At 74.4% G+C, this 26,368-nt stretch carries 20 protein-coding genes and 1 pseudogene; 15 read left to right on the top strand and 6 right to left on the bottom strand.

Annotated elements, in window-relative coordinates:
• Positions 1–105: 105 nt before the first annotated feature.
• Together ACFP3V_RS17660 and ACFP3V_RS17665 are read right to left on the bottom strand one after the other, a co-directional pair.
• The gene (locus ACFP3V_RS17660) at positions 106–1,698 is read right to left on the bottom strand and encodes an FAD-dependent monooxygenase (RefSeq protein WP_380584474.1); all 1,593 of its coding nucleotides are present in this window, start codon (positions 1,696–1,698) and stop codon (positions 106–108) included.
• Between the two features lie 143 nt (positions 1,699–1,841).
• Complete coding sequence (locus ACFP3V_RS17665) at positions 1,842–2,567, bottom strand: ATP-binding cassette domain-containing protein (protein WP_380584476.1); 726 nt, start codon at positions 2,565–2,567, stop codon at positions 1,842–1,844.
• Positions 2,568–2,795: 228 nt separating this feature from the next.
• On the opposite strand from ACFP3V_RS17665, the gene ACFP3V_RS17670 reads away from it, so the two are divergent.
• Positions 2,796–3,506 (top strand): response regulator transcription factor, encoded by a 711-nt coding sequence (locus ACFP3V_RS17670; protein ID WP_380584478.1) that lies wholly within the window; start codon positions 2,796–2,798, stop codon positions 3,504–3,506.
• An 18-nt stretch (positions 3,507–3,524) separates the two neighbouring features.
• The gene (locus ACFP3V_RS17675; protein ID WP_380584480.1) at positions 3,525–4,919 is read left to right on the top strand and encodes a sensor histidine kinase; all 1,395 of its coding nucleotides are present in this window, start codon (positions 3,525–3,527) and stop codon (positions 4,917–4,919) included.
• A 14-nt stretch (positions 4,920–4,933) separates the two neighbouring features.
• Here the strand turns inward: ACFP3V_RS17675 and ACFP3V_RS17680 are convergent, their stop codons facing one another.
• A complete protein-coding gene (locus ACFP3V_RS17680) occupies positions 4,934–5,632 on the bottom strand; it encodes a maleylpyruvate isomerase N-terminal domain-containing protein (protein WP_380584482.1) in 699 nt (232 codons plus the stop codon).
• Positions 5,633–5,884: 252 nt separating this feature from the next.
• On the opposite strand from ACFP3V_RS17680, the gene ACFP3V_RS17685 reads away from it, so the two are divergent.
• Positions 5,885–6,685, top strand: a complete 801-nt coding sequence (locus ACFP3V_RS17685; RefSeq protein WP_380584484.1) for a MerR family transcriptional regulator — start codon at positions 5,885–5,887, stop codon at positions 6,683–6,685.
• A gap of 174 nt (positions 6,686–6,859) precedes the next feature.
• Here ACFP3V_RS17685 and ACFP3V_RS17690 read toward each other — a convergent pair whose 3' ends face one another.
• Complete coding sequence (locus ACFP3V_RS17690) at positions 6,860–7,867, bottom strand: TAXI family TRAP transporter solute-binding subunit (RefSeq protein ID WP_380584486.1); 1,008 nt, start codon at positions 7,865–7,867, stop codon at positions 6,860–6,862.
• Between the two features lie 136 nt (positions 7,868–8,003).
• On the opposite strand from ACFP3V_RS17690, the gene miaB reads away from it, so the two are divergent.
• Positions 8,004–9,497, top strand: a complete 1,494-nt coding sequence (miaB, locus tag ACFP3V_RS17695) for a tRNA (N6-isopentenyl adenosine(37)-C2)-methylthiotransferase MiaB (protein ID WP_380584488.1) — start codon at positions 8,004–8,006, stop codon at positions 9,495–9,497.
• A gap of 72 nt (positions 9,498–9,569) precedes the next feature.
• On the opposite strand, the gene ACFP3V_RS17700 is transcribed toward miaB, so the two are convergent.
• Entirely contained in the window at positions 9,570–10,502 is a 933-nt protein-coding gene (locus tag ACFP3V_RS17700) for an alkaline phosphatase family protein (RefSeq protein ID WP_380584490.1), read from the bottom strand.
• A 51-nt stretch (positions 10,503–10,553) separates the two neighbouring features.
• Between ACFP3V_RS17700 and ACFP3V_RS17705 the strand changes: the two genes are divergently transcribed.
• Positions 10,554–11,255: a class III extradiol dioxygenase subunit B-like domain-containing protein gene (locus ACFP3V_RS17705; protein ID WP_380584492.1), complete on the top strand. Its 702-nt coding sequence runs from the start codon at positions 10,554–10,556 to the stop codon at positions 11,253–11,255.
• A 6-nt stretch (positions 11,256–11,261) separates the two neighbouring features.
• Here the strand turns inward: ACFP3V_RS17705 and ACFP3V_RS17710 are convergent, their stop codons facing one another.
• Positions 11,262–11,726 carry an antitoxin gene (locus tag ACFP3V_RS17710; protein WP_380584494.1) on the bottom strand — a complete coding sequence of 155 codons (465 nt, stop codon included), beginning with the start codon at positions 11,724–11,726 and terminating at the stop codon, positions 11,262–11,264.
• 90 nt (positions 11,727–11,816) lie between these two features.
• On the opposite strand from ACFP3V_RS17710, the gene miaA reads away from it, so the two are divergent.
• From miaA to ACFP3V_RS17760, 10 genes and pseudogenes are all read left to right on the top strand, one after another.
• Positions 11,817–12,746, top strand: a complete 930-nt coding sequence (gene miaA / locus ACFP3V_RS17715) for a tRNA (adenosine(37)-N6)-dimethylallyltransferase MiaA (protein ID WP_380584496.1) — start codon at positions 11,817–11,819, stop codon at positions 12,744–12,746.
• Positions 12,747–12,964: 218 nt separating this feature from the next.
• Positions 12,965–13,429 carry a hypothetical protein gene (locus ACFP3V_RS17720; protein WP_380584618.1) on the top strand — a complete coding sequence of 155 codons (465 nt, stop codon included), beginning with the start codon at positions 12,965–12,967 and terminating at the stop codon, positions 13,427–13,429.
• Positions 13,430–13,528: 99 nt separating this feature from the next.
• Positions 13,529–14,392 carry a diaminopimelate epimerase gene (gene dapF, locus ACFP3V_RS17725; RefSeq protein WP_380584620.1) on the top strand — a complete coding sequence of 288 codons (864 nt, stop codon included), beginning with the start codon at positions 13,529–13,531 and terminating at the stop codon, positions 14,390–14,392.
• A 198-nt stretch (positions 14,393–14,590) separates the two neighbouring features.
• Positions 14,591–16,876 carry a RelA/SpoT family protein gene (locus tag ACFP3V_RS17730; RefSeq protein ID WP_380584498.1) on the top strand — a complete coding sequence of 762 codons (2,286 nt, stop codon included), beginning with the start codon at positions 14,591–14,593 and terminating at the stop codon, positions 16,874–16,876.
• Positions 16,877–16,907: 31 nt separating this feature from the next.
• Entirely contained in the window at positions 16,908–18,416 is a 1,509-nt protein-coding gene (gene hflX / locus ACFP3V_RS17735; protein WP_380584500.1) for a GTPase HflX, read from the top strand.
• A gap of 122 nt (positions 18,417–18,538) precedes the next feature.
• A pseudogene (locus ACFP3V_RS17740) lies at positions 18,539–19,927 on the top strand (diaminobutyrate--2-oxoglutarate transaminase); the annotation flags it as partial.
• 1,273 nt (positions 19,928–21,200) lie between these two features.
• Positions 21,201–22,547 carry a pyridoxal phosphate-dependent decarboxylase family protein gene (locus ACFP3V_RS17745; RefSeq protein ID WP_380584622.1) on the top strand — a complete coding sequence of 449 codons (1,347 nt, stop codon included), beginning with the start codon at positions 21,201–21,203 and terminating at the stop codon, positions 22,545–22,547.
• Positions 22,548–22,558: 11 nt separating this feature from the next.
• Positions 22,559–24,382 carry an IucA/IucC family protein gene (locus ACFP3V_RS17750; protein ID WP_380584502.1) on the top strand — a complete coding sequence of 608 codons (1,824 nt, stop codon included), beginning with the start codon at positions 22,559–22,561 and terminating at the stop codon, positions 24,380–24,382.
• Positions 24,379–24,996 (top strand): GNAT family N-acetyltransferase, encoded by a 618-nt coding sequence (locus ACFP3V_RS17755; RefSeq protein ID WP_380584504.1) that lies wholly within the window; start codon positions 24,379–24,381, stop codon positions 24,994–24,996. Before ACFP3V_RS17750 ends, ACFP3V_RS17755 begins: the two co-directional genes overlap by 4 nt.
• A 32-nt stretch (positions 24,997–25,028) precedes the next feature.
• Entirely contained in the window at positions 25,029–26,309 is a 1,281-nt protein-coding gene (locus tag ACFP3V_RS17760; RefSeq protein ID WP_380584506.1) for a lysine N(6)-hydroxylase/L-ornithine N(5)-oxygenase family protein, read from the top strand.
• Positions 26,310–26,368 lie beyond the last annotated feature (59 nt).

Here is a 26,368-nt window from a genome sequence, read left to right on the forward strand (position 1 = left end):
TACAGAACAGGCGCGGACAGCGGACGTCGTCCAGCCGCGTGCAGCGGACGATCCGGAGTCCAGGCGTTCCCATGCGGCTCACTACAGCATGGGTGTCACGCGCCGTCAAGATTGACCTGCCGTCAGGGGCTCGCGGTCCCGGCGGGGTACCGGCAGGTCCTGGGCGCCGCCGCGGGCGCGGTCGGCCAGGCGGTGCAGCTCCTCCGGGCGGCTCCCCGGCACCGCGGCCACCAGGTGGCCGTCGGGCCGGACCAGCAGCACGGTGTGCGCGGGCGCGCCCGGGTAGCCCTCGGTGACCAGAAGTTCCGCCGGGACCGGCAAGTCCTCGGTCACGGCCGTGAGTTGGGGCATCAGGCCGGCGCCGAGCCAGTGCTCCGAGGCCCAGACCTGGGTGCCCGGGGCGACCAGCAGGACCAGGAAGCCGCGGCCGAGCCGGTCGCGCAGCCGTTCGCGGGTGCCGTCGACCGTGACCACCGGCAGGTCCGGCACCAGCACCCCCGGTGCGGTGGGGGGCAGTGCGGGGGAGAGCCCCACCCGGCCGCGGCCCGGATAGGCCGGGGGCGCACCCAGCCGCCCCGTGCCGAGGTTGCCGTCCGAGAGCAGCCCCGCGTTCCGCCGCAGGGAACCGGAGAGCAGGGTGCGCCGCGCCTCCAGCAGCGCGGTGGTGGGCTGCAGCAGCGGCATGGCCTGGTCGGCCGAACGCAGTCGGCTGATCACGGCGCTGCGGCGCTCCTGCTGATAGGTCGTCAGCAGCCGCTCGGGGGCGCAGGCGTGCCAGACCAGGGCGAGCTTCCAGGCGAGGTTCGCGGCGTCGCGCAGCCCCTCGTCGAGGTTCTGCATGCCCACCGCGCCCAGCAGGTGCGCGGCGTCGCCGGCGAGGAACACGCGGTCCACCTGGAAGCGGGTGGCCAGGCGCTGCTGCACGGTCCAGTCGGCGGCGGCGATCAGCTCGTAGCGGGGGACGGCCCCGTCGTTCCACAGCGAGAGCGTGGCGCGCACCTGCTCGACCAGGGCGTCCGGACTGAGGCCCGGCTGCCGGGCCGGAAGCCGCCAGTCCAGCCGCCAGACGCCGTCCGGCAGCGGACGGGCGGTCACCTCGCGGCTGTGCGGGGAGTGCGGCGGATCGCGGTGCAGGCGCGCCTCGCCGGGGAAGGGCAGGTCGGTGCGGACGGTCGCGACGGCGTAGTGGTCCGCGGCGGCCCGGCCGGGGAAGCGCAGCCGCAGCTGCCTGCGCACAGTGGAACGGGGGCCGTCGCAGGCGACGAGATGGCTGCCGCGCCACCACGTCTGCTCGGTGCGGACGGTGACCCCCGACTCGTCCTGCTCCAGCTCCAGGACCGCGCTCTCGGGGACGAGCTGGACCAGCGGGGTCGCACTGACGGCGTCGCGCAGGCCGCGCAGCAGCCGGTGGTGGGGCAGGTGCAGGGCCTCGCCGGGGGCGAGTTCGAGGTGCAGCAGCTCGCGGTTGCGCCGCAGCGTCCGCCAGGCGGACCAGTCGCGTCCGTCCGCGGTGACCCTGGTGTAGCCGAGGTGGGCGAGGAACGCGGTGGTGTCGCCGCGCAGCACGGTGGTCCGGGAGCCCTCCGGGGTGACGCCGGAGCCCTCGTCCAGCACGACGCTGGGCACCTGCTGGCGCGCCAGCGCGAGTGCCAGCGCCAGCCCGACGGGGCCTGCGCCGGCGATGATCACAGGGTCCACGGGGACGCCGCCTGGGGTGCCGGACCAGTCATACAGAGCACTGCAACAGATCAGCTGGCCCACCGTCAAGCAGCGTCAGTAGTACGCCGGTTCGCGTCGTGAGGGCCCCGTGCGCCCCGGATCGCGGGGGGCCCGTGACCGGGTCAGTGGAGCAGTCGGGTCAGGAAGTCGCGGGCGCGTGACGTGCGGGGGGCGCTCAGGAACTGGTGGGCCGGACCCTCCTCCACGATGCGGCCGGTGGACATGAAGACCACCCGGTGCGCCTCGCTGCGGACCAGCTCCGCCTCGCGGGTCACCACCACCAGGGCGCGGTCCGCGCGGGTCAGCTCCGGCAGCAGGTCCCGGACGGCGGTGGGTGGATCGTCGAGCAGCAGCACCGCCGGGTCCAGGGCCAGGGCCCTGGCCAGCGCGGTGCGCAGGCGCTCGTCGCCGGTCAGTTCGGGCGGACGCCGGGCTGCGTAACCGATCAGGCCGACCCGGCGCAGTTCGGCCAGCGCGCGGCGCTCCGCATCCAGGAGCGTGCGCCCGCGCAGTTTCATCTGACCGGCCGTCAGGTTCTCCAGCAGCGTCCGCGTGGGCAGCAGCTCCGGTGGTTCGCCCACCAGTGCGACGGCCGCGCGCAGGCGCGTCCGCTGTCGCCCGCGGCGGGGCAGTGGGTGGCCGTGGACGAGGATCTGGCCGGAGTCGACCGGGTCCAGGCCGGCGAGCACCCGGCACAGGGCGGTCTTGCCCGCCCCGGGCGGGCCCACCAGGGCCACCGTCTCGCCCGCGGTCAGCTCCAGGTGGACGTCCTGCAGCGCCTGCACCAGGCCGTGCCGTTTGCTCACCCCGTGCAGGCCGGCCAGGGCCGGCGGGGTGGCGGTGGACATGCCGGACTCCTTGCCTGCGACCGATCGGCGGGTGGGCCGCACCCAGACCATAGGTGCATTGAGCACCGGACCGGTGCCCTTCTGAGCGGGATTTGAGGATCTTGGCAGCCGCTCGCGCCCGGCGCGTGTGTCCGATAGTCGGACAGCTCTTGACCGGGGGTACCCCGGTGCGGATGGATTCCGGTACAACTCATCCCACGGACCGGACCGGAGGAGAAGGAGAGGATCGTGCGCCTGCTCCTCGTCGAGGACGACGACCACGTCGCTGCCGCGCTGCAGACCGTGCTGACCAAGCACGGCTTCGAGGTGCGCCACGTCCGCTCGGGCAACGAGGCCCTGGACGCGCTGGTGCCGGACAGCCGACCGCCCTACCGGGTGGTCCTGCTCGATCTCGGGCTGCCCGACCGCGACGGCTTCGAGGTCTGCGGCCAGATCCGCCGCCGCAGCACCACCCCCGTGATCATGGTGACCGCCCGCTCGGACATCCGGTCCCGGATCCACGGGCTCAACCTGGGTGCCGACGACTACGTCGTCAAGCCCTACGACATGGGCGAACTGCTCGCCCGCATCCACGCGGTCTCCCGCCGCGACGCCGGACTGGACACCCGGGAGAAGGTGGAGGCCTTCGGCCGCAAGGAGCTGCTCCGCGGCCTCGGCCTGGTGCTCGACCCCGACGCCCGCCGGGCCACGGTGGACGGCCGCGAGGTCCCGCTGACGCGCAAGGAGTACGACCTGCTGGCCCTGCTGGCGCAGAGCCCCGGCGTGGTCTACCGCCGCGAGCAGATCATCTCCGAGGTGTGGCGCAGCAGTTGGGAGGGGACCGCGCGGACGCTGGAGGTGCACATCGCCTCGCTGCGGCACAAGCTCGGGGTGCCCGCGGCGATCGAGACCGTGCGCGGCATCGGCTACCGCCTGGTGCCCCGGCCCACCGCCGACTGAGCCGGACCCCGACTGACCATGCGCACCCGCCTGCTCGGCATCCTGCTCGCCCTGATGGCCTGTGTGCTGGCCGCCCTGGGCATCCCCCTCGCGGTCAGCGAGGCCCGCGCCGAGCAGCAGCACCTGCTGGTCGACCGGATCGACGACACCGCGCGCTTCGCGGTGCTCGCCCAGAACGTCATGGCCGAGCCGGACAACCTGGAGCTGCGCACCACCCTGGACACCGAACTGCGCCGGTACCACGACGTCTACGGCATCGGCATCGGTGTCTTCGCGCTCGACGGCTACGCCATCGCCGCCGCACCCACCGACTGGCGCAACGCCCGCACCGGGCCGTCCGCCGAGCCGTTCCAGACCGCGCTGGACGGCCGCCGCAGCCACGACCCCGGCCAGGCCTGGCCGTGGCAGCACGGACGACAGCTCGTGGTCGCGTCCCCGGTGGTCCGCGAGGGCGACGTCGTCGCGGTCGTGGTGACCTCCTCGCCCACCGGCCCGCTCGGCGCCCGCATCCTGCACGGCTGGCTGTGGATCGCGGGCGGCGAGGCGGTGGCGGTGCTGCTGGCCGTCGCGGCCGCGGTGGGGCTGACCGGCTGGGTGCTGCGCCCGGTCCGCGACCTGGACAAGGTCACCCACGACATCGCCACCGGCCGGCTCGCCTCCCGGGTCGCACCGGCCGGAGGACCGCCCGAACTGCGGCGGCTGGCACGTGCGTTCAACGAGATGGCGGACCACGTCGAGGCGGTGCTGGACCAGCAGCGGGCCTTCGTGGCGGATGCCTCGCACCAACTGCGCAACCCGCTCGCGGCGTTGATGCTGCGGGTGGAGGCGCTCGGCATGGAACTGCCCCCGGGCCACGAGCAGGAGCTGCAGAGCGTCCGCGTCGAGGGGCAGCGCCTGGCCCGCGTGCTGGACGATCTGCTCGGCCTGGCCGTGGCGGAGAACGCCGGACCTGTCGTCGAACCCTGCGACGTGGCGGGTGTGGCCCGGGAACGGGCCGAGGGCTGGGCGCCCCTGGCCCGCGAGCGCGGAGTCTCCGTCGACACCGCCGGCGTGCCCGCCGGGCCGGTGAGCGGGCTGGCGGACCCGGTGGGCTTCGGCAGCGCGCTGGACGCGGTGCTGGACAACGCGATCAAGTTCACCCCGGCCGGCGGCACGGTCCGCCTGGCGGCCCGGGAGGAGGACGGCCACGCGGTGGTGACGGTCACCGACGCGGGGCCCGGCCTGGACGAGGAGGAGCTGTCCCGGATCGGCGACCGCTTCTGGCGCAGCCCGCACCAGCAGAACGTGGCCGGCTCGGGACTCGGCCTCTCCATCGCCCGCGCGCTGCTCGGCGCCGGCGGCGGCACCCTCGCCTTCCGGCCGGCGGAGCCGCACGGGCTGACCGTGGTCCTGACGGTGCCGCGGCAGGACTGACGGGCCGTCAGCGGTCAGCCGAGGACCGGGAAGCGGTCGGCCGCGGTGGCCAGCGCCGCGCGGTCGCCGTCGGAGAGCGGGAGCCGCCCGGTGCACTTGAGGATGAACTGCTCGTCGTCCCAGGATGCGGGCGTCGCCACCCCTTGCAGCAGCGCGGTCAGCGTCGCATGGGTCAGCGCCTCGGCCTCGGCGGCGAGCGGCGCGGGATCGGGGACGGCCACCGCCAGGTCCAGGTAGTGCACCGACGCCTCGACGACGAGGGTGGTCAGGAAGTCCGGCACGGCGAGGACATGGCCCTGCGTCGCCACCCGGCCCTCCAGCGGTGCCGCCCCGGCGGCGCGTCCGGCGGCCGGGGCGGTGTCGCACCAGTGCCGGACGATGCCGCGCGGATCGCGATACGCGGCGGCGCTCCGGCGGACCCACTCCGCGTGCGCGGCGGCCCCGTCGGGGTCGGCGTCGCTGCGGTGGTCCTGCCAGTAGGACGCGAAGCTGGCCGTCGCCGGGGCCTCGGTGGGCGAGGCCAGGGTGACCAGGGCCCGCTGCGCGTCCAGCAGCAGGTGCAGCAGCAGCTCCGCGGCCGACCAGCCCGGGCAGCGCGTCGGGGCGCGCAACTGCCCGTCGTCGAGGGCCGAGACGGCGTCGGTGACCTGGTCGTACACGGCGGCCAGGGCCAGCTGCGGCGCCAGCACGGGCGGGGCGGACCGGGTGAGCATGCGTCACTCCTTACGGGTGGGCGGGTACTTCGGCGGACCCGCGACCGTGACCCCAGGCTAGAAGGGACGCGGGGGCGGCGCGGCGTTGTGACTGCTTCGTGTCCCGGCTGCCCGCTCGGCGTGCGTCCCACCCAGGGAGCGGGGGTACGCTCAAGCCCTGCCCCGGGCGCGGCTTCCGACCGTCCGGCGCTCCGCGCCTCCCGAGGGGACGGCCGCGACGGGGCGGATGGCGGCAGGGGAGGATCGGACGCCATGACCAGGGTTCCCAGCCCTCGTACGGACAGCGGCCTGGAGCGGCGCACCCAGTACCGGATCGACGACCTCGCCCAGGCGGCGGGCACCACGGTCCGCAACATCCGGGCCTACCAGGACCGCGGCCTGCTGCCTCCGGCCGAACGCCGCGGCCGGTCGAACGTCTACGGCCCGGCCCACCTGCAGCGGCTGCGGCTGATCGCCCAACTGCTGAACCGCGGGCACACCCTGGCCGGCATCAAGGAACTCCTCGACGCCTGGTCCGACGGCCGCGGCCTGGGCGGAGTCCTCGGCCTGGTGGCCGAGGTCACCGGCCCCTGGACCGACGAGCTGCCGGAGCGGCTCTGCCGCGCGGACCTGCGCGCCCGCTTCGGCGGGGTGGAGGACGCGGAGGCGCTGGCAGCCGCGGTGCGGCTCGGGGTGCTGGAGCCCGAGTCCGAGGCGTGGGAGTCGTTCCTGGTCCCCAACCCGGCGGTCCTCGGCGTCGCCGCCCGGCTCTTCGCGCTGGGGGTGCCGCTGCAGGCGTGCCTCGGTCACCTGGAGTCGCTGCGGGCGGACGTGGAGGGGATGGCCCGGGACTTCGTCGAGTTCAGCGCGCTCCACGTCTTCGCCCGCTACGCCGGCCACGCGCTGACGGACGAGGAGGCCGCGGAGGCGGCGGCGAGCGTCCGTGAGTTGCGGCCCCTGGCCCAGCAGGTCGTCAACGCGGAACTCGCCCGGGCGCTGCGCGCGGAAGCCGTCCGCCTCCTCGACTCCGCGGTCCCCCCGCACCTGCGTGACGTTCTCGCCCGAGAGCTTTAGTCGCACCGCCCCTCAGCGGCGCAGCTGCGCGACCAGCTCCCACTCGCGGAGGTTCGACTCGCCATAGGGCCGGACCTCCGTGGGTGGTGTGTTGCTCGCGGTGGAGGCACCTCCCGCCCGAAGGGCGAGGGACCCTCGCGCCCCTGGCGGCTGCGGCCGCCACGGGCGGTGCAACTAGGGCTTCGCGGCTGCGTAGTAGCGGCGGGCGCCCTCCGCGAGGGGGAGGGGGTCGGTGTAGATCGCGGAGCGGATGTCCACCAGTTGGGCCGAGTGCACCCGCTGCCCGATCGTGTCGCGGCTGGAGATGATCGCCGCCGTCACACGCTCCACGAGCGCGGCCGGGACGTCGTCGCGGGTCACCATCAGGTTCGCCACCGCGAGCGTCGGCACCGCCTGGACCGGGGCGGTCAGGGGGTACGCGGACGCGGGGATGGACGAGGTCCGGTACAGCTGGGTGCCGCGGGAGCCGGCGTCCTGGGTCTGGGCCAGGCTGTCCATCGCGGAGGCGAGTCCGCCCAGCGGGATCAGCCGGATCCGCATGTCGGCGCTGAGCGCGGAGACGTTGAAGGTGGGCAGTCCGCCGGACCAGAAGAACGCGTCGATGCGCCCCGCCCGCAGCTCGCCCGGCGCGTCCTTGATACCCAGGGGAACTGACGTCACGTCATGTCCGGGGTGCAGCCCCGACAGCTGGAGCACCCGGGAGGCGATCAGCGCCACCCCGGAGTTGGCCTGGCCGGTGCCGACCCGCTTGCCGCGCAGGTCGGCGACGGTGCGGATGTCCGAGTCCGAGGGCACGACCAGTTGCACGTAGTCGTCGTACAGGCGCCCCAGCGCCTGGAGGCGGTCCTTGCCGGGGCCGTTGTAGGCGGCGACCGCGTCGGCCGTGGCGACGCCGAAGGCGTCCTGGCCGGTGGCGATCCGCTCCAGGTTGTCCGGGCCGCCCGCGCTGGGGTCCAGACGGAGCCGGACGCCGGGGACCTCGCGCTCCACCACCGGCTTGAACAGCGAGCCGTAGAGGTCGTAGACGCCGCCGCGGGTCCCGGTGGCGAAACCGTAGGTGCCCTGCGGGTAGCCCAGCGAGGTCCGTCCGGCCAGCCACCAGGCCAGGGCGACCGCCAGCACCAGCAGCGCGGCGAGCGGCAGCCGCAGGCGGCGCAGCGCGGGACGGAGGCGGGAGGGCATGGCGGGATCCTGCCATCCCGTCCCCGGCGGGCCAAGGCCCCGCGGGCCCGGGGTGGCCGACGACGCACCCACGGCCCCGTCGCTCCCCGGCCGACCCCGGACGGAGGGGCGTGCCGCTGCCCGTACCCTTGACGGCGTGGGTACCGCAGAAGCTTCCAAGACCTATGAGATCCGTACCTACGGATGTCAGATGAACGTGCACGACTCCGAGCGCCTGTCCGGGCTGCTGGAGGACGCCGGCTACGCCAAGGCCGGCGAGGGCGACCAGGCCGACGTCGTGGTGTTCAACACCTGCGCGGTGCGCGAGAACGCGGACAACCGGCTCTACGGCAACCTCGGCCGGCTGGCCTCGGTCAAGGCCACGCACCCGGGCATGCAGATCGCCGTCGGCGGCTGCCTGGCGCAGAAGGACCGCGACACCATCGTCCGCAAGGCGCCCTGGGTCGACGTGGTCTTCGGCACCCACAACATCGGCCACCTCCCCGCGCTGCTGGAGCGCGCGCGGGTGCAGGAGGAGGCGCAGGTCGAGATCCTCGAGTCGCTGGAGGTCTTCCCCTCCACGCTGCCCACGCGACGCGAGTCCGCCTACGCGGCCTGGGTCTCCATCTCCGTCGGCTGCAACAACACCTGCACCTTCTGCATCGTCCCGGCCCTGCGCGGCAAGGAGAAGGACCGCCGCAGCGGCGACATCCTCGCCGAGGTGCAGGCCCTGGTGAACGAGGGCGTCGTCGAGGTGACGCTGCTCGGCCAGAACGTCAACGCCTACGGCTCGGACATCGGCGACCGCCAGGCCTTCAGCAAGCTGCTGCGCGCCTGCGGCGAGATCGAGGGCCTGGAGCGGGTCCGCTTCACCTCGCCGCATCCGAAGGACTTCACCGACGACGTGATCGCCGCCATGGCGGAGACGCCGAACGTGATGCACCAGCTGCACATGCCGCTGCAGTCCGGCTCGGACACGGTGCTGCGCGCCATGCGCCGCTCCTACCGACAGGAGCGCTACCTCGGGATCATCGAGAAGGTCCGCGCCGCCATGCCGGACGCGGCCATCACCACCGACATCATCGTGGGCTTCCCCGGCGAGACCGAGGAGGACTTCGAGGAGACGCTGAAGGTGGTCCGCGAGGCGCGCTTCGCGCAGGCCTTCACCTTCCAGTACTCCAAGCGCCCGGGCACCCCGGCCGCCGAGATGGAGGACCAGATCCCCAAGGAGGTCGTCCAGGCCCGCTACGAGCGGCTGGTCGCGCTCCAGGAGGAGATCTCCTGGGAGGAGAACAAGAAGCAGGTCGGCCGGGTGCTGGAAGTCCTGGTCGCCGAGGGCGAGGGCCGCAAGGACGGTCAGACCGACCGCCTCTCCGGTCGCGCGCCCGACAACCGCCTGGTGCACTTCACCCGCCCCGAGCAGCCCGTGCGCCCCGGCGACATGGTGACGGTCGAGATCACCTACGCCGCCCCGCACCACCTGCTCGCCGAGGGCCCGGCGCGCGGCGTCCGGCGGACCCGGGCGGGCGACGCCTGGGAGCGCCGACAGGCGGAGTCGGCGCCCAAGCCGCAGGGCGTCATGCTGGGCCTGCCCGGCATCGGCGTGCCGGCCCCGCTGCCGGTCGCCGAGGCGAAGGGCTGCGCCTGCTGAGCCGACGGCCCGACGGGCCGTCAGAAACGTTCCGGGGCCGTCCCCTTGGGGCGGCCCCGGCGCCGTTCCGGCTCAGTTCCAGATGCCGGTGATGTCGTGGCCGCTGCCCGCGTGGCTGCGCAGGCCGCTCAGGTCCTCCAGGGTGCGCAGCAGGTCGCGGTGGTCGTACCGGACCGCGGTCGAGCCGCCTGGGGCCACGTGCGCGCCGTAGACGACGGTGGGGATCCGGTTGTCCGCGGAGCCGTCGTCCTCGTCGAAGGTGAGCACCAGCAGGCTGTTGTGCGTGCGCGCCCAGGCGGCGTAGCCGCCGAGGGTGTCCCGCAGCCAGGTGTCGCCGGTGGAGACCGGGCAGTCGTGCATGTCGTGGCAGAGGTCCGGCACGACGAAGGCCACCTGGGGCAGCCGGGCGGGATCGTGGGGGAGCGCGCTCAGCGGCAGCGCGGAGTCCGCGGGCACGTTCGAGAAGCCGAACCAGGGGTTGTGCTTCTGCGCGTATCGTCCGGCGGTGCAGACCGTCGAACCCCGGGTGGGCAGGCCCTCGTTGTAGCTCGCCCAGGTCCGGCCGGCGGCGAGCAGTTCGGCGGCCAGGTCGGGCGCCGAACTGAATCCGGGCGTCAGGCAGCTGTCGTCGGTGACGCCCTGGGTGCTGCCGGAGAACAGGACGTAGTAGTTCGGCTGGCTGGGGTGGGTCTCCGCGTGGAACCCGCTGAGCACCGCGCCGCCCTTGGCGAGGACGCCGTTGACGTAGGGGGCCGCAGGACTGCCGAGGACCTCGTCGGCCGCGTGGTTCTCCATGACCACGACCACGGTGTGGTCGGGTGCGGGCAGTCGTCCGGCGGCGCTCGTCCGTGCAGTGACGGCGGTCGAGGCCGCCGCCGGTGACGGTGTGTTCGCGGCGGCCGGACCGGAGGCGGAGGAGCAGCCGCTGAGGGTGCCGAGCAGGGCCGCGAGTCCCGCCAGTACGGCGACGGCGGGGCGGCGGCGACGGTGGGCCGGTGCCGGCATGGTCCCTCCGGAGCTCTGGCCGGCGCGGGGCGGCCGGGTAGGGTCGTGGTCATGTTTGCCGCAGCAGCAGTGTGCCCGTGTCCCCCGTTGCTGGTTCCTGAGGTCGCGTCAGGGGCGGCGCCCGAGTTGGACGGGCTGCGCGAGGCCTGCGACCGGGCTCTGGGCGCGCTCCTGGAGGCGCGGCCCGACCTGGTCTGCGTCATCGGCCCCGGGCCCGAGCACGGGCTCTTCCCCCAGGGCAGCCGCGGCGGCTTCCGCAGCTTCGGCGTGGACGTGAGCGTCCGGCTCGGCGCCGGCGACGAGGACTCCGCGGCCGCCGAGGCGCTCCCCGCGTCCCTCGCGGTCGGCGCCTGGCTGCTGGAGCGGGCGGGCTGGACCGGCCCCGTGCGCGGCCTGGCGGTGCCGGACTACCTGGAGCAGCCGCTCTGCGCCGAGAACGGCGTGCAGTTGGCGGAGTCGGCGGAGCGGGTGGGGCTGCTGGTGCTGGGGGAGGGCTCCGCCCGACGGACCGTCAAGTCACCCGGCTACTACGACGATCGGGCCGAGGCCTTCGACGCGGTCGTCGCCAAGGCGCTGGCCGCGGGCGAGATCCGGGACCTGGACGCCGAGTTGGCCTTCGAGCTGATGGCCTCGGGCCGGGCGCCGTGGGAGGTCCTCGCGGGTGCGCGGGGGCAGCAGCCGGTGCGCGCGGAACTGCTCTACGACGACGCTCCCTACGGCGTGGGGTACTTCGTGGCGTCGTGGACCCGGTAGCACGGCTCAGGGCTGCTGCGGTTCGTCCGGGGTAGGGCCGTCGGCCGCGGCCGGCCCCGTCGTCCCGGAGGTTCCCGTCGTTCCGGTCGTGCCGGTCGTTCCCGTAGTGCCGGTGGTTCCGGTCGTCCCCGCCGTTCCTGTCGTGCCCGTGGTTCCTGTCGTGCCGGTGGTTCCGGTGGTTCCGGTGGTTCCTGTCGTGCCGGTCGTTCCGGTCGCTCCGGTCGCTCCGGTCGGTTCGGCGGTCTCCCCGGGAACGGTGCGCGGCCGCTCGTTGAACTTGGTCACGGCCTGCTTGGCCTTGTCCGTGCCTGTGTTGATCTTCTCGTGGTACTTGCCCTTGGTGGCCTTGTCGGCCATCTGACCGACCTTCTCCAGGCCGGCGCCGATCTGGTCGTTGTGGGTCCGCGCGTACTCGGTGGCCTTGTCCTTGGCCTGGGTGAGCGCGCCCTTGAGAGTGTCCGTGAGGCCCATGACGGCTGCTCCTCGCTGTACAGGTCGGGCATTCGCACCCAAAGGTATCCATATAGTACGGAGGACCGGCGGGTTTGCCAGACTAGACGGGTGACCAGCAGCAGCCCCTCCTTCCAGGTCGTCGCCGTGGTCGGCGCGACCGCCGTCGGCAAGTCCGACCTCGGCGTCGCCCTCGCCCGCGAGCTGGGCGGCGAGGTGATCAACACCGACTCGATGCAGCTGTACCGGGGCATGGACATCGGCACCGCCAAGCTGAGCCTGGAGGAGCGCCAGGGCGTCCCGCACCACCTGCTGGACATCCGGGACGTCACCGAGACCGCCAGCGTCGCCGAGTACCAGCGGCTGGCCCGGGCGAAGATCGACGAGCTGCTGGCCGCCGGGAAGGTGCCGGTCCTGGTGGGCGGTTCCGGACTGTATGTCCGGGCCGCCGTGGACGAGTTGGAGTTTCCGGGCACGGATCCGGAGGTCCGCGCCCGGCTGGAGGCGGAGCTGACCGAGCTCGGCTCCGGCGCGCTGCACGCGCGGCTGGCCGCTGTGGACCCGGCCGCCGCGGCCGCGATCCTGCCGAGCAACGGGCGGCGGATCGTGCGCGCGCTGGAGGTCGTCGAGATCACCGGGCTGCCCTTCACCGCGAATCTGCCGGGCCATCAGTCCGTCTACGAGGCCGTGCAGATCGGCGTCGAACTCCCGCGCCCGGTGCTGGACGCGCGCATCGCGCTGCGGGTGGACCACATGTGGGAGGCGGGCCTGCTCAAGGAGGTCGCGGAGCTGGACGCGCAGGGCCTGCGCGAGGGCCGCACCGCTTCCCGGGCCCTCGGCTACGCCCAGGCGCTGGCCCAACTGGACGGCGAGTACGACGAGTCCCAGGCACGCGCCGAGACCGTCCGCGCCACCCGGCGCTTCGCGCGGAGGCAGGAGTCCTGGTTCCGTCGCGACCCCCGCGTGCACTGGCTCGTCCGCGACCTCGACGCCCCGGCGGACGACCTGCTCCGGCGCGCGCTGGAGCGGGTGCACGCCTGAGGTTGGCGACGCGTGCGCCGGAGCGTCACCGGCGTGACCTGTGGGTCCGGTAGGCGGGCGGTCACGGGCTGATCACGTCATGGCCACGGATCGCAGCGGACCGCCGGACAGATAGTTGGCGGGCGGTTTGTCCATGCCATCATCGAGCCATCGAGACCGTCAGCAGACCGGCGCAGCGACCAGACGTCGGCACGACCGCGCAGGGAGGCCGCGTGTCCATGGATACCGGCCCCGACACGCAGCGTCTGCCGGACGACGGCTTCGACCCGAAGGATCTGGCGCTGCCCGCACGGGAATTGACACCCCTTCCGCTGCTGCCCGCCCCGCCCGAGGATCTGGAACTCCATGCCCGCGAGCTGCGTCCGCAGCGCCGGCTGCGGATCTGGCAGCTGCTGCCGATCGTGGCGCTGGCGATCCTGGGGTCGCTGATGTTCGCCTTCCCGCTGGCCTTCGAGACCGGCGGCGGCAGCGGCAACCTGGTCGGCATGCTGGGGCTGCTGCTGATGGCGGCGAGCGCGGGCTGGGGTGCGATGGCCGCGCGCCGCGCCGGCTACACCTGGCCTGGCCTGCCTCGCCAGGGATCAGGAGTGCGGGCGAGCTGGCGGGTCCTCCTCGGCTACACCGCGTTGACCCTGGCTCTGCTGGCCCTCGGCGTCTGGCGCGTCGCCCACCTCCACGGCTGAGCGACACCCGCCGCCCGGGCCCCGCGTGTCCTTCCCGGCTGGTGGGCGCTTTTCGCGCCGGGGCAGTCCACTGCCCCTAGACTCGGCGGTGTGAACGAACTGGTGAAGGGTCCGCGGTTTCTCAAGGGTCACGGCACGGAGAACGACTTCGTGATCATCCCCGACCCCGACGGTGCGCTGGAACTGACGCCCGCTCAGGTCGCCCGGATCTGCGATCGCCGCGCGGGCATCGGGGCCGACGGCGTGCTGCGCGTCGTGCGGACCGCGGCCGCGCCCGAGGTGGCGGCCCTGTCCGCCGAAGCCGAGTGGTTCATGGACTACCGCAACGCGGACGGCAGCGTCGCCGAGATGTGCGGGAACGGCGTCCGCGTCTTCGGGCGCTATCTGGTCGACTCCGGCCTCGCCACGCCCGGCACGTTCCACATCGCCACCCGCGCCGGTCTGCGCGGCGTCACTGTGCCCGCCCAGGGCGACGTCACCGTGGGCATGGGGCGCGCCGCCCTCCCGGGGCCGGACGGGATCGAGGTGGCGGTCGGCTCGCGTCGCTGGCCCGCCGTCAACGTGAACATGGGCAACCCGCACGCCGTGGCCTTCGTCGAGGACCTGGCCCACGCCGGGGACCTCTTCACCGCCCCCGCCGTCACCCCCGCTTCGGCCTACCCCACCGGTGTCAACGTCGAGTTCGTGGTCGACCGCGGCCCACGGCACGTCGCCCTGCGCGTGCACGAGCGCGGCTCCGGGGAGACCCGCTCCTGCGGTACGGGGGCCTGCGCGGTGATGGTCGCCGCGGCCCGGCGGGAGGGGGCCGACCCTGCCGTCACCGGAACGGCCGTCACCTACACCGTGGACGTCCCGGGCGGGCGCCTCGTCATCACCGAGCACCCGGACGGCTCCCTGGACATGACCGGACCTGCGGTGATCCTGGCCGAGGGCGAGCTGGACGCCGTCTGGGCCGAGGGCTGAGCCGAGTCGGCGGAGAGCGGTCGGACCCGTCCCGAACAGGGCAATCCATAAGTCTTGCCCGTGACAGACCGGTTCAAATCCCCCGTTCGGGTGATCAAAGTGACGTAGGGAACACGCGGCATCGCGCTCCGTGCTGCACTCGTTAGCATGGACCATCGGAGCGGCAGCAAGCTCCGGTGATCAGTGCCGGAGGTGTGCATGAATGCCGGTGATCTCCACGCGGTACCCGCGATGCCCCTGGACGGGAAGCTGGCCGCTCCGCCGCTGCGGCGCGGACGCTCGCTGCCGGGGCTCGGCCGGGCCGGGATCGCCGCGCTGCTGACGGGGGGCCGGACGGCGGGGGTGCCGGACGCGCTGGAACACGTCGTCCGTCAGCACCGCGTACACCATCCGCGTGCCGACATCGCGCTGCTGGCCCGCGCGTACTCCGTGGCCGAGGCCTCGCACCGGGGGCAGACCCGCAAGAGCGGCGAGCCGTACATCACCCACCCGCTCGCGGTCACCATGATCCTTTCCCAACTCGGCGCGGGGACCACGACCTTGGTGGCCGCGCTGCTGCACGACACGGTCGAGGACACGGCGGTCACGCTGGACGAGGTGCGTGCCGGCTTCGGCGACGAGGTGGCCTATCTCGTGGACGGCGTCACCAAGTTGGAGAAGGTGGACTTCGGCGCCGCGGCGGAGGCGGAGACCTTCCGCAAGATGCTCGTGGCCACCGGCGAGGACGTCCGGGTGATGGTCATCAAACTGGCCGACCGGCTGCACAACATGCGCACCATCCGGCACATGAAGCCGGCCAGCCAGATCCGCATCGCCAAGGTCACCAGGGACGTGCTGATCCCGCTGGCGGAACGTCTCGGCATCCAGGTGGTCAAGACCGAGCTCGAGGACATCGTCTTCGCCACGCTCCACCCCGACGAGTACGCCCGCACCCGGGAGTTGATCGCCCGTCACGAGGCGCGGGACGCGGAGCTGGGCGGCGGGCCGCTGGCCGAGTTCGCGGAGCGGGTGCGCCGCCAGCTGCGCGAGGCGCGGATCCCCGCCGAGGTCGGCATCCGGCCCCGGCACTGCGTCTCCGTGCAGCGGGTCCGGCTGAACCGGGCCGAGACCGGCTCGACGGACCTGGGCCGGCTGCTCATCGTGGTCGAGGAGAACGCCGACTGCTACGCGGTCCTCGGCGAGCTGCACACCTGCTGGACGCCGCTGCCCGGCGAGTTCAAGGACTTCGTGGCCACACCGAAGTTCAACCTCTACCAGTCGCTGCACACGGCCGTGGCCACCGAGGACGGCGAGGTCGTCGAGGTGCTGGTGCGCACCCAACGGATGCACCGCGTCGCGGAGTTCGGCGTCGTCGCGCTGGACGGGGCCCCGACCGCGGCGGACCCGGAGGCGGAGGCGCTGGAGGGCACCGAAGGGGGCGACCCGGGCCGGCCGGGGTGGCTGTCCCGGCTGCTGGAGTGGCAGCGGGAGACGCCCGATCCGGACACCTTCTGGGACCAGCTGCGTGAAGACCTCTCCCGGGACGGCGAGTTGACGGTCCTGGTGGCCGGCCACGGCGGCGCGGCGGCCCGGCCGCTGCAGCTCCCGGTCGGCGCCACCGGCGTGGACGCCGCCTACGCGCTGGGCGAGGAGACCGGCCACCGATGTATCGGCGCCCGGCTCAACGGCCGCCTCAGCGCGCTCTCGGTGGAACTCCACGACGGTGACCTGATCGACCTGCTGACCGAGGACCCGCAGGACGGCGCCGAGCCCGGCGGCCCCGGCCCCGACTGGCTGGCGCACGCGCACACCCCGGCGGCGCGCATCGCGATCGAGCGCTGGCTGGCCGACCATCCTGCCCCGGAGACCGCGGCCCCCCGCCCGCTGCCCGACGCCGGGCCGCAGCTCACCCCCGGTGGCGAGGCCCCGGTGCCGGACGCCGTCGCCGCGCCGGCGATGCCCCGGGCCCGGATCCGGCTGGCGGGCTGCTGCACCCCCGTCCCACCCGACCCGCTGCTCGGCTTCGCCGTCCGCGGCGGCACGCTGACCGTGCACCGGGAGGACTGCCCGACGGCCCAGGCCATGCGCGGCAAGGGCCGCCGCCCGGTCGAGGCGCACTGGACCCGGGTCGACGGCGAGGCGGGCTACCGGGTCACCGTGCAGGCCGAGGCGCTGACCCGGCCGCGGCTGCTGGCCGACCTCACCGCCGCCATCTCCTCGGCCGGCGTGGACATCCTGTCCGCCACCGTGGAGCCGCCGCAGGAACTGCGGGTACGGCACGTCTACACGGTCGAGCTGCCCGACGCCGAGGCGCTGCCCGGCCTGATGCGGGCGATGCAGCGGGTTCCCGGCGTCTACGACGTCTACCGGGCCGGGGAGCAGCCGAGCGGCCAGGCCGGGGACCGCGCCGGAAATGGTGGTGACCGCGTGGAGGCGGGCATGCGACCATCTACGGCGAGGGGAATGCGGGACGACGATCCCGCGTTGTCCTCCGTGGGGGAGTAGCTCCCCCGGAGTCGACACACTTAAGGACGCAATGACCTCCACGTTCGAATCCCGCGACGCCTCCCAGAAGCAGACCCGCGGCGCCCGTCGCCCGGCCGACCTGCGAGCCGAGGCACTGATGGACGAGGACCTCGCGGGAATCGACGAGGCCCTCGGCCACACCTTCGACGGTGACCAGTTCGACCGCGAGGACCGTGCCGCCCTGCGCCGTGTGCACGGCCTCTCCACCGAGCTCGAGGACGTCACCGAGGTCGAGTACCGGCAGCTCCGCCTGGAGCGCGTGGTGCTCGTCGGGGTCTGGACCGACGGCACGGCCGAGGAGGCGGAGAACTCCCTCGCGGAGCTGGCCGCCCTCGCCGAGACGGCCGGCTCGCAGGTGCTCGACGGCGTGATCCAGCGCCGCGAGAAGCCCGACCCGGCCACCTACATCGGTTCCGGCAAGGCCCAGGAGCTGCGCGACATCGTGCTCTCCAGCGGCGCCGACACCGTCGTGTGCGACGGTGAGCTGACGCCGGCCCAGCTGATCCACCTCGAGGACGTCGTCAAGGTCAAGGTGGTCGACCGGACCGCCCTGATCCTGGACATCTTCGCCCAGCACGCCAAGTCCCGTGAGGGCAAGGCGCAGGTCTCGCTCGCGCAGATGCAGTACATGCTGCCGCGGCTGCGCGGCTGGGGTCAGTCCCTGTCCCGGCAGATGGGTGGCGGTGGCTCCGGCTCCTCGGGCGGCGGCATGGCGACCCGTGGTCCCGGTGAGACCAAGATCGAGACCGACCGGCGGCGGATCCGCGAGAAGATGGCGAAGCTGCGCCGGGAGATCGCGGACATGAAGAAGGGCCGCGACACCAAGCGCCAGGAGCGCCGTCGCAACCAGGTGCCGTCGGTGGCCATCGCCGGCTACACCAACGCCGGCAAGTCCTCGCTGCTCAACCGGCTGACCGGGGCCGGTGTCCTGGTGGAGAACGCCCTGTTCGCCACCCTGGACCCGACCGTCCGCCGTGCGGAGACGCCCGGCGGCCGGGTGTACACCCTGGCCGACACCGTCGGCTTCGTCCGGCACCTGCCGCACCACCTGGTCGAGGCCTTCCGCTCGACCATGGAGGAGGTCGCCGACGCCGACCTGATCCTTCACGTCGTCGACGGCGCGCACCCCGAGCCTGAGGCCCAGTTGGCCGCCGTGCGCGAGGTGATCGTCGAGGTGGGCGCGCAGGACGTGCCGGAGATCGTCGTGATCAACAAGGCGGACGCGGCCGACCCGCTGGTGCTGGCCCGGCTGCTGCGGCGCGAGCCGCACGCCATCGCGGTCTCGGCCCGTACCGGCGACGGCATCGACGAGCTGCTCAAGCTGGTCGAGTCCGAACTGCCGCGCCCCTCGATCGAGGTCGAGGCGCTGGTCCCGTACACCGAGGGCGGCCTGGTCGCCCGGGTGCACCGGGACGGCGAGGTGCTCGCCACCGAGCACACCGCCGAGGGCACGCTGCTGCGGGCCCGGGTGCAGGCCGAACTGGCCGCGGAGCTGGAGCGCTTCGTGCCGGTGGGCTGACGTCCCGTCAGTCCCGTCAGGCCCCCGAACCGCCACGGTCCCCTGTGTGGGAACCGTGGCGGTTCTGCGTTGCGGAGAGGGAACGGCGTTGCCTGGGGCGGCAGTCGATCGTTGAACAGGGCGTGACAGGTGACCCCGGCCGCGCTGCCGCGTCAACCCCCGTGCCTGCTGCGGCAGCTGACGCCGCGGCGATCCTCACCCGCCAGGCCGCACGTGAGTCCGCCGCCCGGACCTACGCCCGCTCGCTGCCCATCGTCCCGGTGCGGGCGCGCGGGATGACGGTGGAGGGCGCCGACGGCAGACGCTACCTGGACTGCCTGGCCGGGGCCGGGACGCTGGCGCTGGGCCACAACCACCCGGTGGTGCTGGAGGCGATCCGCGGCGTCCTGGATACCGAAGCGCCGCTCCACGTGCTGGACCTGGCGACGCCGGTCAAGGACGACTTCACCACCGCGCTGTTCGAGACGCTGCCCCCGGAGTTCGCGGCGGACGCGCGGGTGCAGTTCTGCGGGCCCGCCGGGACGGACGCGGTGGAGGCGGCGCTGAAGCTGGTCCGCACCGCGACCGGCCGCAGCGGCCTGCTCGCCTTCACCGGCGGCTACCACGGGATGACGGCGGGAGCGCTGGCCGCGACCGGTGACCGGGACGCCCGCGTCGGTCTCGGCGGGGGTGGCGGAGCGGGGGGTGGCGCGGTGGTCCGGCTGCCCTTCCCTTACGACTACCGCTGCCCGTTCGGGCTCGGCGGGGAGGAGGGCGCGCGGCTCGGCGCCCGGTGGACCGCGTCGCTGCTGGACGATCCCAAGGGCGGGATCGAGCCACCGGCCGGGATGCTCGTCGAGCCGGTGCAGGGGGAGGGCGGGGTCCTCCCCGCTCCCGACTTCTGGCTGCGGGAGCAGCGCCGGATCACCGAACGTCGCGGCATCCCGCTGATCGTCGACGAGGTGCAGACGGGGGTCGGCCGGACCGGGCGGTTCTGGGGCTTCCAGCACGCGGGGATCATCCCCGACGTGGTCGTGGTGTCCAAGGCGGTGGGCGGCAGTCTGCCGTTGGCCGCGATCGTGTACCGGTCCGAACTGGATGTCTGGGCGCCGGGCGCGCATGCCGGAACGTTTCGCGGCAACCAGATGGCGATGGCGGCCGGGGCGGCGACGCTGCGCTTCGTGCGGCGCGAGCAACTGGAGCAGCGCGCCGAGGAGTTGGGCGGCCGGATGCTGAGGTGGCTGCGCGGGCTCCAGGGACAGCTGCCGGTCATCGGGGACGTGCGGGGCCGGGGACTGATGCTGGGCGTCGAGCTGGTCGACCCCGAGCGGCCCGCGGACGCGCTGGGCGCGCACCCGGCTGCGCCCGAACTCGCCCACCGGGTACGGGCGGAGGCCCTCGCCCGCGGCCTGCTCGTCGAACTCGGCGGCCGCCACGGCAGTGTCGTCCGGCTGCTGCCCCCGCTGACCATCACGGACGAGCAGGCGGAAGCCGTGCTCACGCGTCTGGCCGACGCCATCCTCGTCGCGTCCGGCCAGAGCCGGGCGTCGAGCCGAGAGCCCGCTCCGGGCGCTCCCTCGGCCGTTCAGCCGTCAGTGCCGGGGGTGGGGGTCGGGGCCGCTACCGCTGCCGGTACCGGTGCCGGTGGGCATGTGGCCATGGCGCGGGCGGCGGTGCCGGGGAGCGCTGCTCCGGCGGCGCGCGGCGAGTCCGGTCCGGGGGCCGGCCGGAGCGCGGGGCGGGGCGTGCGACTGCGCCGGGCACAGCGCGGGGACGCGGAGCGCACCAACCCCTCGCTGCCTCAGGGGGTCTCGGCCGCCACGGCCAGCCCCGGTGCCTCGGATGCGCCGCTCCTCGGGCCGGTGTCGCTCGTGGGCGCGGGGAGCCCCGGTGTCTCGGATGGGTCGCTCCTCGGGCCGGTGTCGCTCGTGGGCGCGGGGAGCGCCGGTGCCTCGGATGGGCCGCTCCCCGGGCCGGTGTCGCTCGTGGGCGCGGGGAGCCCCGGTGCCTCGGATGCGCCGCTCCTCGGGCCGGTGTCGCTCGTGGGCGCGGGGAGCCCCGGTGCCTCGGATGGGCCGCTCCTCGGGCCGGTGTCGCTCGTGGGCGCGGGGAGCCCCGGTGCCTCGGATGGGCCGCTCCCCGGGCCGGTGTCGCTCGTGGGCGCGGGGAGCCCCGGTGCCTCGGATGGGCCGCTCCCCGGGCCGGTGTCGCTCGTGGGCGCGGGGAGCCCCGGTGCCTCGGATGGGCCGCTCCCCGGGCCGGTGTCGCTCGTGGGCGCGGGGAGCCCCGGTGCCTCGGATGGGCCGCTCCCCGGGCCGGTGTCGCTCGTGGGCGCGGGGAGCCCCGGTGCCTCGGATGGGCCGCTCCCCGGGCCGGTGTCGCTCGTTGGCGCGGGTAGCCCCGGTGTCTCGGTTTCGCCGGTCTCGGGGTCGGTGACGCCCCTCGGCGCGAGCGCACCGGGGCCGGGACCGGGGAGTCCTGTTGTCCCGTGGCTTGCTGCGAGCGCCGGAGACAACACTCCCGCGCCGGCAGCGGGGGCCGAGCCGCACATGGGCGGTCCGCACATGGCTGGTTCCGCGAGCGGCGGGTTCGTGCCCGGGGTATCCGTGAGCCGCGGAGCGGCCGACGGTGGGCGCGGCTCCGGGACGGCCCTGCCGCTGGACGGCGCTGTTCCGGGCGCGGGGAGCGAGCGTCCGGGGGAAGGCAACGCCGTCGTCGGGACCGGGGACTGGAACGGGGGCGGGCACGGTGGATGAGTGGCGGCTCAGCGGTGGGGCCAAGGGACCCGCCGCGTTGGCGGGGCTGATGCGGGAGGTGCTCGGGGCGCTGGAGACCGGTGCCCGCGAGCGCGGCGGTCCGCTGCCCGCCGGGGGGCCCGACGCCGTGCGCGCCGCGTGGGCGGGCCTGCTGACGCCGGGCGCGCTGTTGCCGGATCGCGGAGTGCCCGGCGCGCTGGGCGAGTTGACGCGGGCCTTGGCCCGCACCGCCGCGGACCCCGCCGACCCGGCCTGCGCTGCGCACCTGCACGTGCCCCCGCTCGCCGTGGCCGTCGCCGCGGACCTGGCCGTCAACGCGCTGAACCCCTCCCTCGACTCCTGGGACCAGGCGCCCGGCGGTGTGGAGCTGGAGCAGGCGGTGGTGCGCACCCTCACCCAGCTGGCCGGGCTCCCGAACGGGGCGGACGGCACGTTCACCACCGGGGGCAGCGAGTCCAACCTGATGGGCCTGCTGCTTGCGCGCGACCGGGCCGAGGGCACCGCCCGCCGGGTCGTCTTCTGCTCGGACGCCGCGCATTTCTCCGTCCGGCGCGCCTGCGCGCTGCTGGGCGCCGAGGTGCGGCCGGTCGAGAGCGACCGCTACGGGCGGATGGACCCCCGGTTGCTCGACTGGGCCCTCGCCGACTGCCGCGACCTCCCCGTCTGCGTCGTCGCCACCGCCGGGACCACGGACCTCGGGGCCATCGACCCGCTCGACGCGCTCGCCGACGTCGCCGCCCGCCACCGCGTCCCGCTGCACGTGGACGCCGCATACGGCGGCGGCGCCCTGTTCTCCCGTCAGCTCGCGCCGCTGCTGGCCGGCCTGGGCCGCGCCGACAGCGTCAGCCTGGACCTGCACAAGCTCGGCTGGCAGCCCGTCGCCGCCGGCGTCTTCCTGGTCCGCGACAGATCCGCGCTGCAGCCGCTGGAACTGCACGCCGCCTACCTCAACCCCGAGGCGGACGAGGAGGCCGGGCTCACCTCCCTGCTCGGCCGATCGCTCCGCACCACCCGCCGCCCGGACGCCTTCAAGGTCGCGGTGACCCTGCGCACCCTGGGCCGGGAGGGGCTCGGCGCCCTGGTCGACCACTGCCATGCGCTGGCCCGCCACACCGCCCAACGCATCAGCGAGAGCCGGGACTTCGAGCTCTACACGGTGCCCATGCTGACCACCGTGGTCTTCCGCTACGGCGACTCGGACGAGGTGAACGACGCTTTGCGGCGGCGCCTCCTCGCCGAGGGCACCGCGGTGGTCGGCCGCACCGAGATCGGCGGGGCGGTGTGGCTCAAGCTCACCCTGCTCAACCCCCAAGCCGGCGAGGCGGACCTGGACCGCCTGCTGGAGCGCGTCCGCGCGGCCGGAGCCGCCGCGGCCGCGCAGAACCGACACCGCTAGGAGCACCACCCGTGACCACCCACGCCGCCCTGGGCGTCCCCGCCCAGGTCCGCACCCCCCTGCCCGAAGAGGACCCGTTGCTGCACCCCGACCCCGCCGTGGCCGCGGACGCGGCCGCGACGGAGTGCCTGCTGCGCTGCTGGGTCCGCGAGACCGGCCGCTGCGAACCGCCGGGCGGAGTGCTCCGGGTGGCGCTGGGGGACGGCCTGTGCCTGGCCGTCCCGGTCCGGTACTGGTCCCCGGCGGGCTGGCACCGCTTCGGGCAGGCCCGGCTGGTCGCGGAGATCGGCACCGACGGCCACCCGGTCGACGCCGTGACCATGGCGGCCCTGCTGGCCCGCGAGAGCGGGATCACCGCCGACCGCGCCGGCGTCCGGCACACCGCCGAACTCGCCGCCCGGGTGGCCGACTCGGTCCGCCGCACCGCCCGCTTCGTGGCCGACCGCCGGGACACGCCCGCCGCCGCACCCGGCACCACGCCCTTCCTGGAGGCCGAACAGGCACTGCTCCTCGGGCACCCGCTGCACCCGACGCCCAAGAGCCGGGAGGGTCTGGGCGAGACGGAGACCGTCGCCTACTCGCCCGAGCTGCGCGGCGCGTTCCGCCTGCACTGGTTCGCCGCCGATCGCGAACTCGCCGTCCACGACTCGGCCCTCGACTCGGACGCGCCCGCCCTGCTGGCCGCCCTGCACGGCGGGGCCCTGCCGCCCGGGACCGTGCCGCTGCCACTGCATCCCTGGCAGGCACGGGAGTTGACGCACCGGCCGGCGATCGCGGCGCTGCTGGAGGCGGGTCTGCTGCACGACCTGGGCAGCAGCGGCGAGTTGTGGCATCCCACCTCGTCGGTGCGGACCGTCTACCGCGCGGACCGGCCGTGGATGCTCAAGCTCTCGCTGGGGCTCGCCATCACCAACTCCCGCCGCGAGAACCTGCGCAAGGAGCTGCTCCGGGGCGTCGAGGTGCACCGGCTGCTCGAGTCCGGCCTCGGCGCGCAGTGGCAGGCCGCCCACCCCGGCTTCGACATCGTCCGCGACCCGGCCTGGGTCGGCGTCGACCTCCCGGGGGCCGACGACTCCGCCGCCACCGGGCTGGACGCGGTGCTGAGGCAGAACCCCTTCGGGGCCTGGGACCGCCAACGCGCCCTCTGCGTGGCCGGGTTGCTGGCCGAGCGGCCCTGGCTGGACCCCGGGACGGGGACTCCCAGCCGGTCCCGGCTGGGCGAACTGCTGCACCGCCTGGCCGCCCGAACCGGTCGCCCCGCGACGACCGTGGCGGCCGAGTGGTTCCTGCGCTACCTGGACGCCGTCGCCCTGCCGGTGCTCTGGCTCGACGGCCGCGCCGGGATCGCCCTCGAGGCGCACCAGCAGAACTCGCTGGTGCTGCTGGACGAGGAGGGCTGGCCGACCGGCGGCCGCTACCGCGACAACCAGGGCTACTACTTCCGCGAGTCCCGTGCCGCCGAACTCGACGGCCGGCTGCCCGGCCGGGCCGTGGGCAAGCAGAGCGACACCTTCGTCCCGGACCCGGTCGCGGACGAGCGCTTCGCCTACTACCTGGGCGTCAACCATCTGCTGGGCCTGGTCGGCGCGTTCGGCGCACAGGGCCTGGCCGACGAGCGCGTGCTGCTGGCCGGGCTGCGCGGCTTCCTGGCCTCCCGGGCGGTGGCCGCCACCGGCTCCACCCTGCCGGCCCGCCTGCTCGACAGCCCGACGCTGGAGTGCAAGGCCAACCTGCTGACCCGGCTGCACGGCATGGACGAACTGGTCGGCCCGGTGGAGACGCAGTCCGTCTACGTCACCGTGGCCAACCCGCTGCACGCCGGAGCGGCGGCATGACGGAGCGGCGACCGGCCGGGGCGGCCACGGCCCCGCTGGTCCCGGCACAGGCCCGGCCCGGCGACCTGCTCGACAACATCGCCCGCTGGCCCGCCGCGCCCACCCGCTACGGCGAGTTCCGGCTGCAGCCGGTCCGGCTGCCGCGCGATCTCGACCTGGTGGCGGAGTGGATGAACGATCCGGTGACCGCCGTCTTCTGGGAGCTGGCCGGGCCGGCGGAACTGACGGAACAGCACATCCGGCGGCAACTGGCCGGGGACGGACGCAGCGTGCCCTGCCTGGGGCTGCTGGAGAGCGGACCGGTCGGCTACTTCGAGGTCTACCGGGCCGACCTGGACCCGCTCGCCCGCCACTACCCGGCGCGCCCGCACGACACCGGCGTGCACCTGCTGATCGGCCCGGAGGACCTGCGTGGCCGGGGCCTCGGCAGCGTGCTGCTGCACGCGCTGACGCTGCTGATCCTGCGTCAGCGCCCCTTCTGCAGACGGGTGGTGGCCGAACCGGACGTGCGCAACCTGCCCTCCGTCCGGGCCTTCACCAAGGCCGGCTACCGGTACGCGGGCGAGCTGGCACTGCCGGAGAAGCAGGCCGCCCTGATGGTCTACGACCGCTGATCCCACCTCCGTTCACCACCGCTGAGGCTCCCGTGCACGATGTGATCTACGACCTGGTCGGTGTGGGCATCGGCCCGTTCAACCTGTCGCTGGCGGCCCTGGCCGACGGCGTCCCCGGACTGCGGACGCTGTTCCTGGACGGCAAGCCGGAGTTCGACTGGCACCCCGGCATGATGCTGGACGACGCCCGGCTGCAGGTGCCCTTCCTCGCCGACCTGGTCAGCCTGGTCGACCCCACCAGCCGCTGGTCCTTCCTCGCCTACCTGCGCGAGCGCGGGCGGCTGTTCCCCTTCTACTTCGCCGAGCAGTGGCACCCCACCCGCCGCGAGTACCAGGACTACTGCCGCTGGGCCGCCTCCGGACTGGCCTCCTGCCGCTTCGGTCAGCGGGTGACGGAAGTCGAGTACGCGGCCGCGACCGGCCTGTTCACGGTGACGACGCAGGGCGGCATGCGGGCACGGACCCGCAACGTCGTCCTGGGCGTCGGCACCGAGCCCGTGGTCCCGCCCGCCTTCGCGGCGGTGCGGGCGGCCGCCGTGTGGCACTCCGAGGACTACCTCTCCGTCGTCGACAAGCTCTGCCGCGAGACGGACGTCACCGTCGTCGGCTCCGGTCAGTCGGGCGCGGAGGTGGTGCTCGACCTGCTGCGCCGGCGCGGTCCGGAGCGCGAGCCGCACCTGCGCTGGGTCACCCGGACCCAGGCGCTGGCGCCGATGGAGTACTCCAGGCTCGGGCTGGAGCACTTCACCCCGGACTACACCCGCTACTTCCACGGCCTCCCCGAGGCCGAGCGGGACCGGCTGGTGCCCAGCCAGTGGCAGCTCTACAAGGCCGCGAGCGCCGAGACCCTGGGCGAGCTGCACGAGGCCCTCTACCAGCGCACGGTGGCCGGGCTGCCCGCGGACCTGGACATCCGGCCCGGCACCGAGGTCGTCCGGGCGGCGCCGGGGCTGGAGCTGACCGTGCGTCACCGGGCGACCGGGGTGGAGGAGCAGCTGCACACCGGCGCGGTGGTGCTGGCCACCGGCTACGCCGCCCGTCGGCCCGCCTGCCTGGAACCCCTCGCGGAGCTGATCGACTGGGACCCCCGGGGCCGCTACCGCGTGGACCTGGACCACCGGGTGGCCACCGCCACCGCGGGCGGTCTCTACGTCCAGAACGCCGAGCTGCACACCCACGGGGTCGGCACCCCGGACCTGGGCCTGGGCGCGCACCGCGCCGCCGTGATCCTCAACTCCCTTGCCGGACGCGAGGTGCACCCGCTGCCGCAGCGCACCGCGTGGACGACGTTCGGGCCCGTGCGCCCCTCGTAGGAGTGGCCCGGCAGCGGGAAGCGGCACGCGTTGTCGGTGCCGCCCTCTAGGCTGGGCTC

The sequence above is a fragment of the Streptacidiphilus monticola genome (assembly GCF_042658505.1).
GTDB classification, from domain to species: Bacteria; Actinomycetota; Actinomycetes; order Streptomycetales; family Streptomycetaceae; genus Streptacidiphilus; species Streptacidiphilus monticola.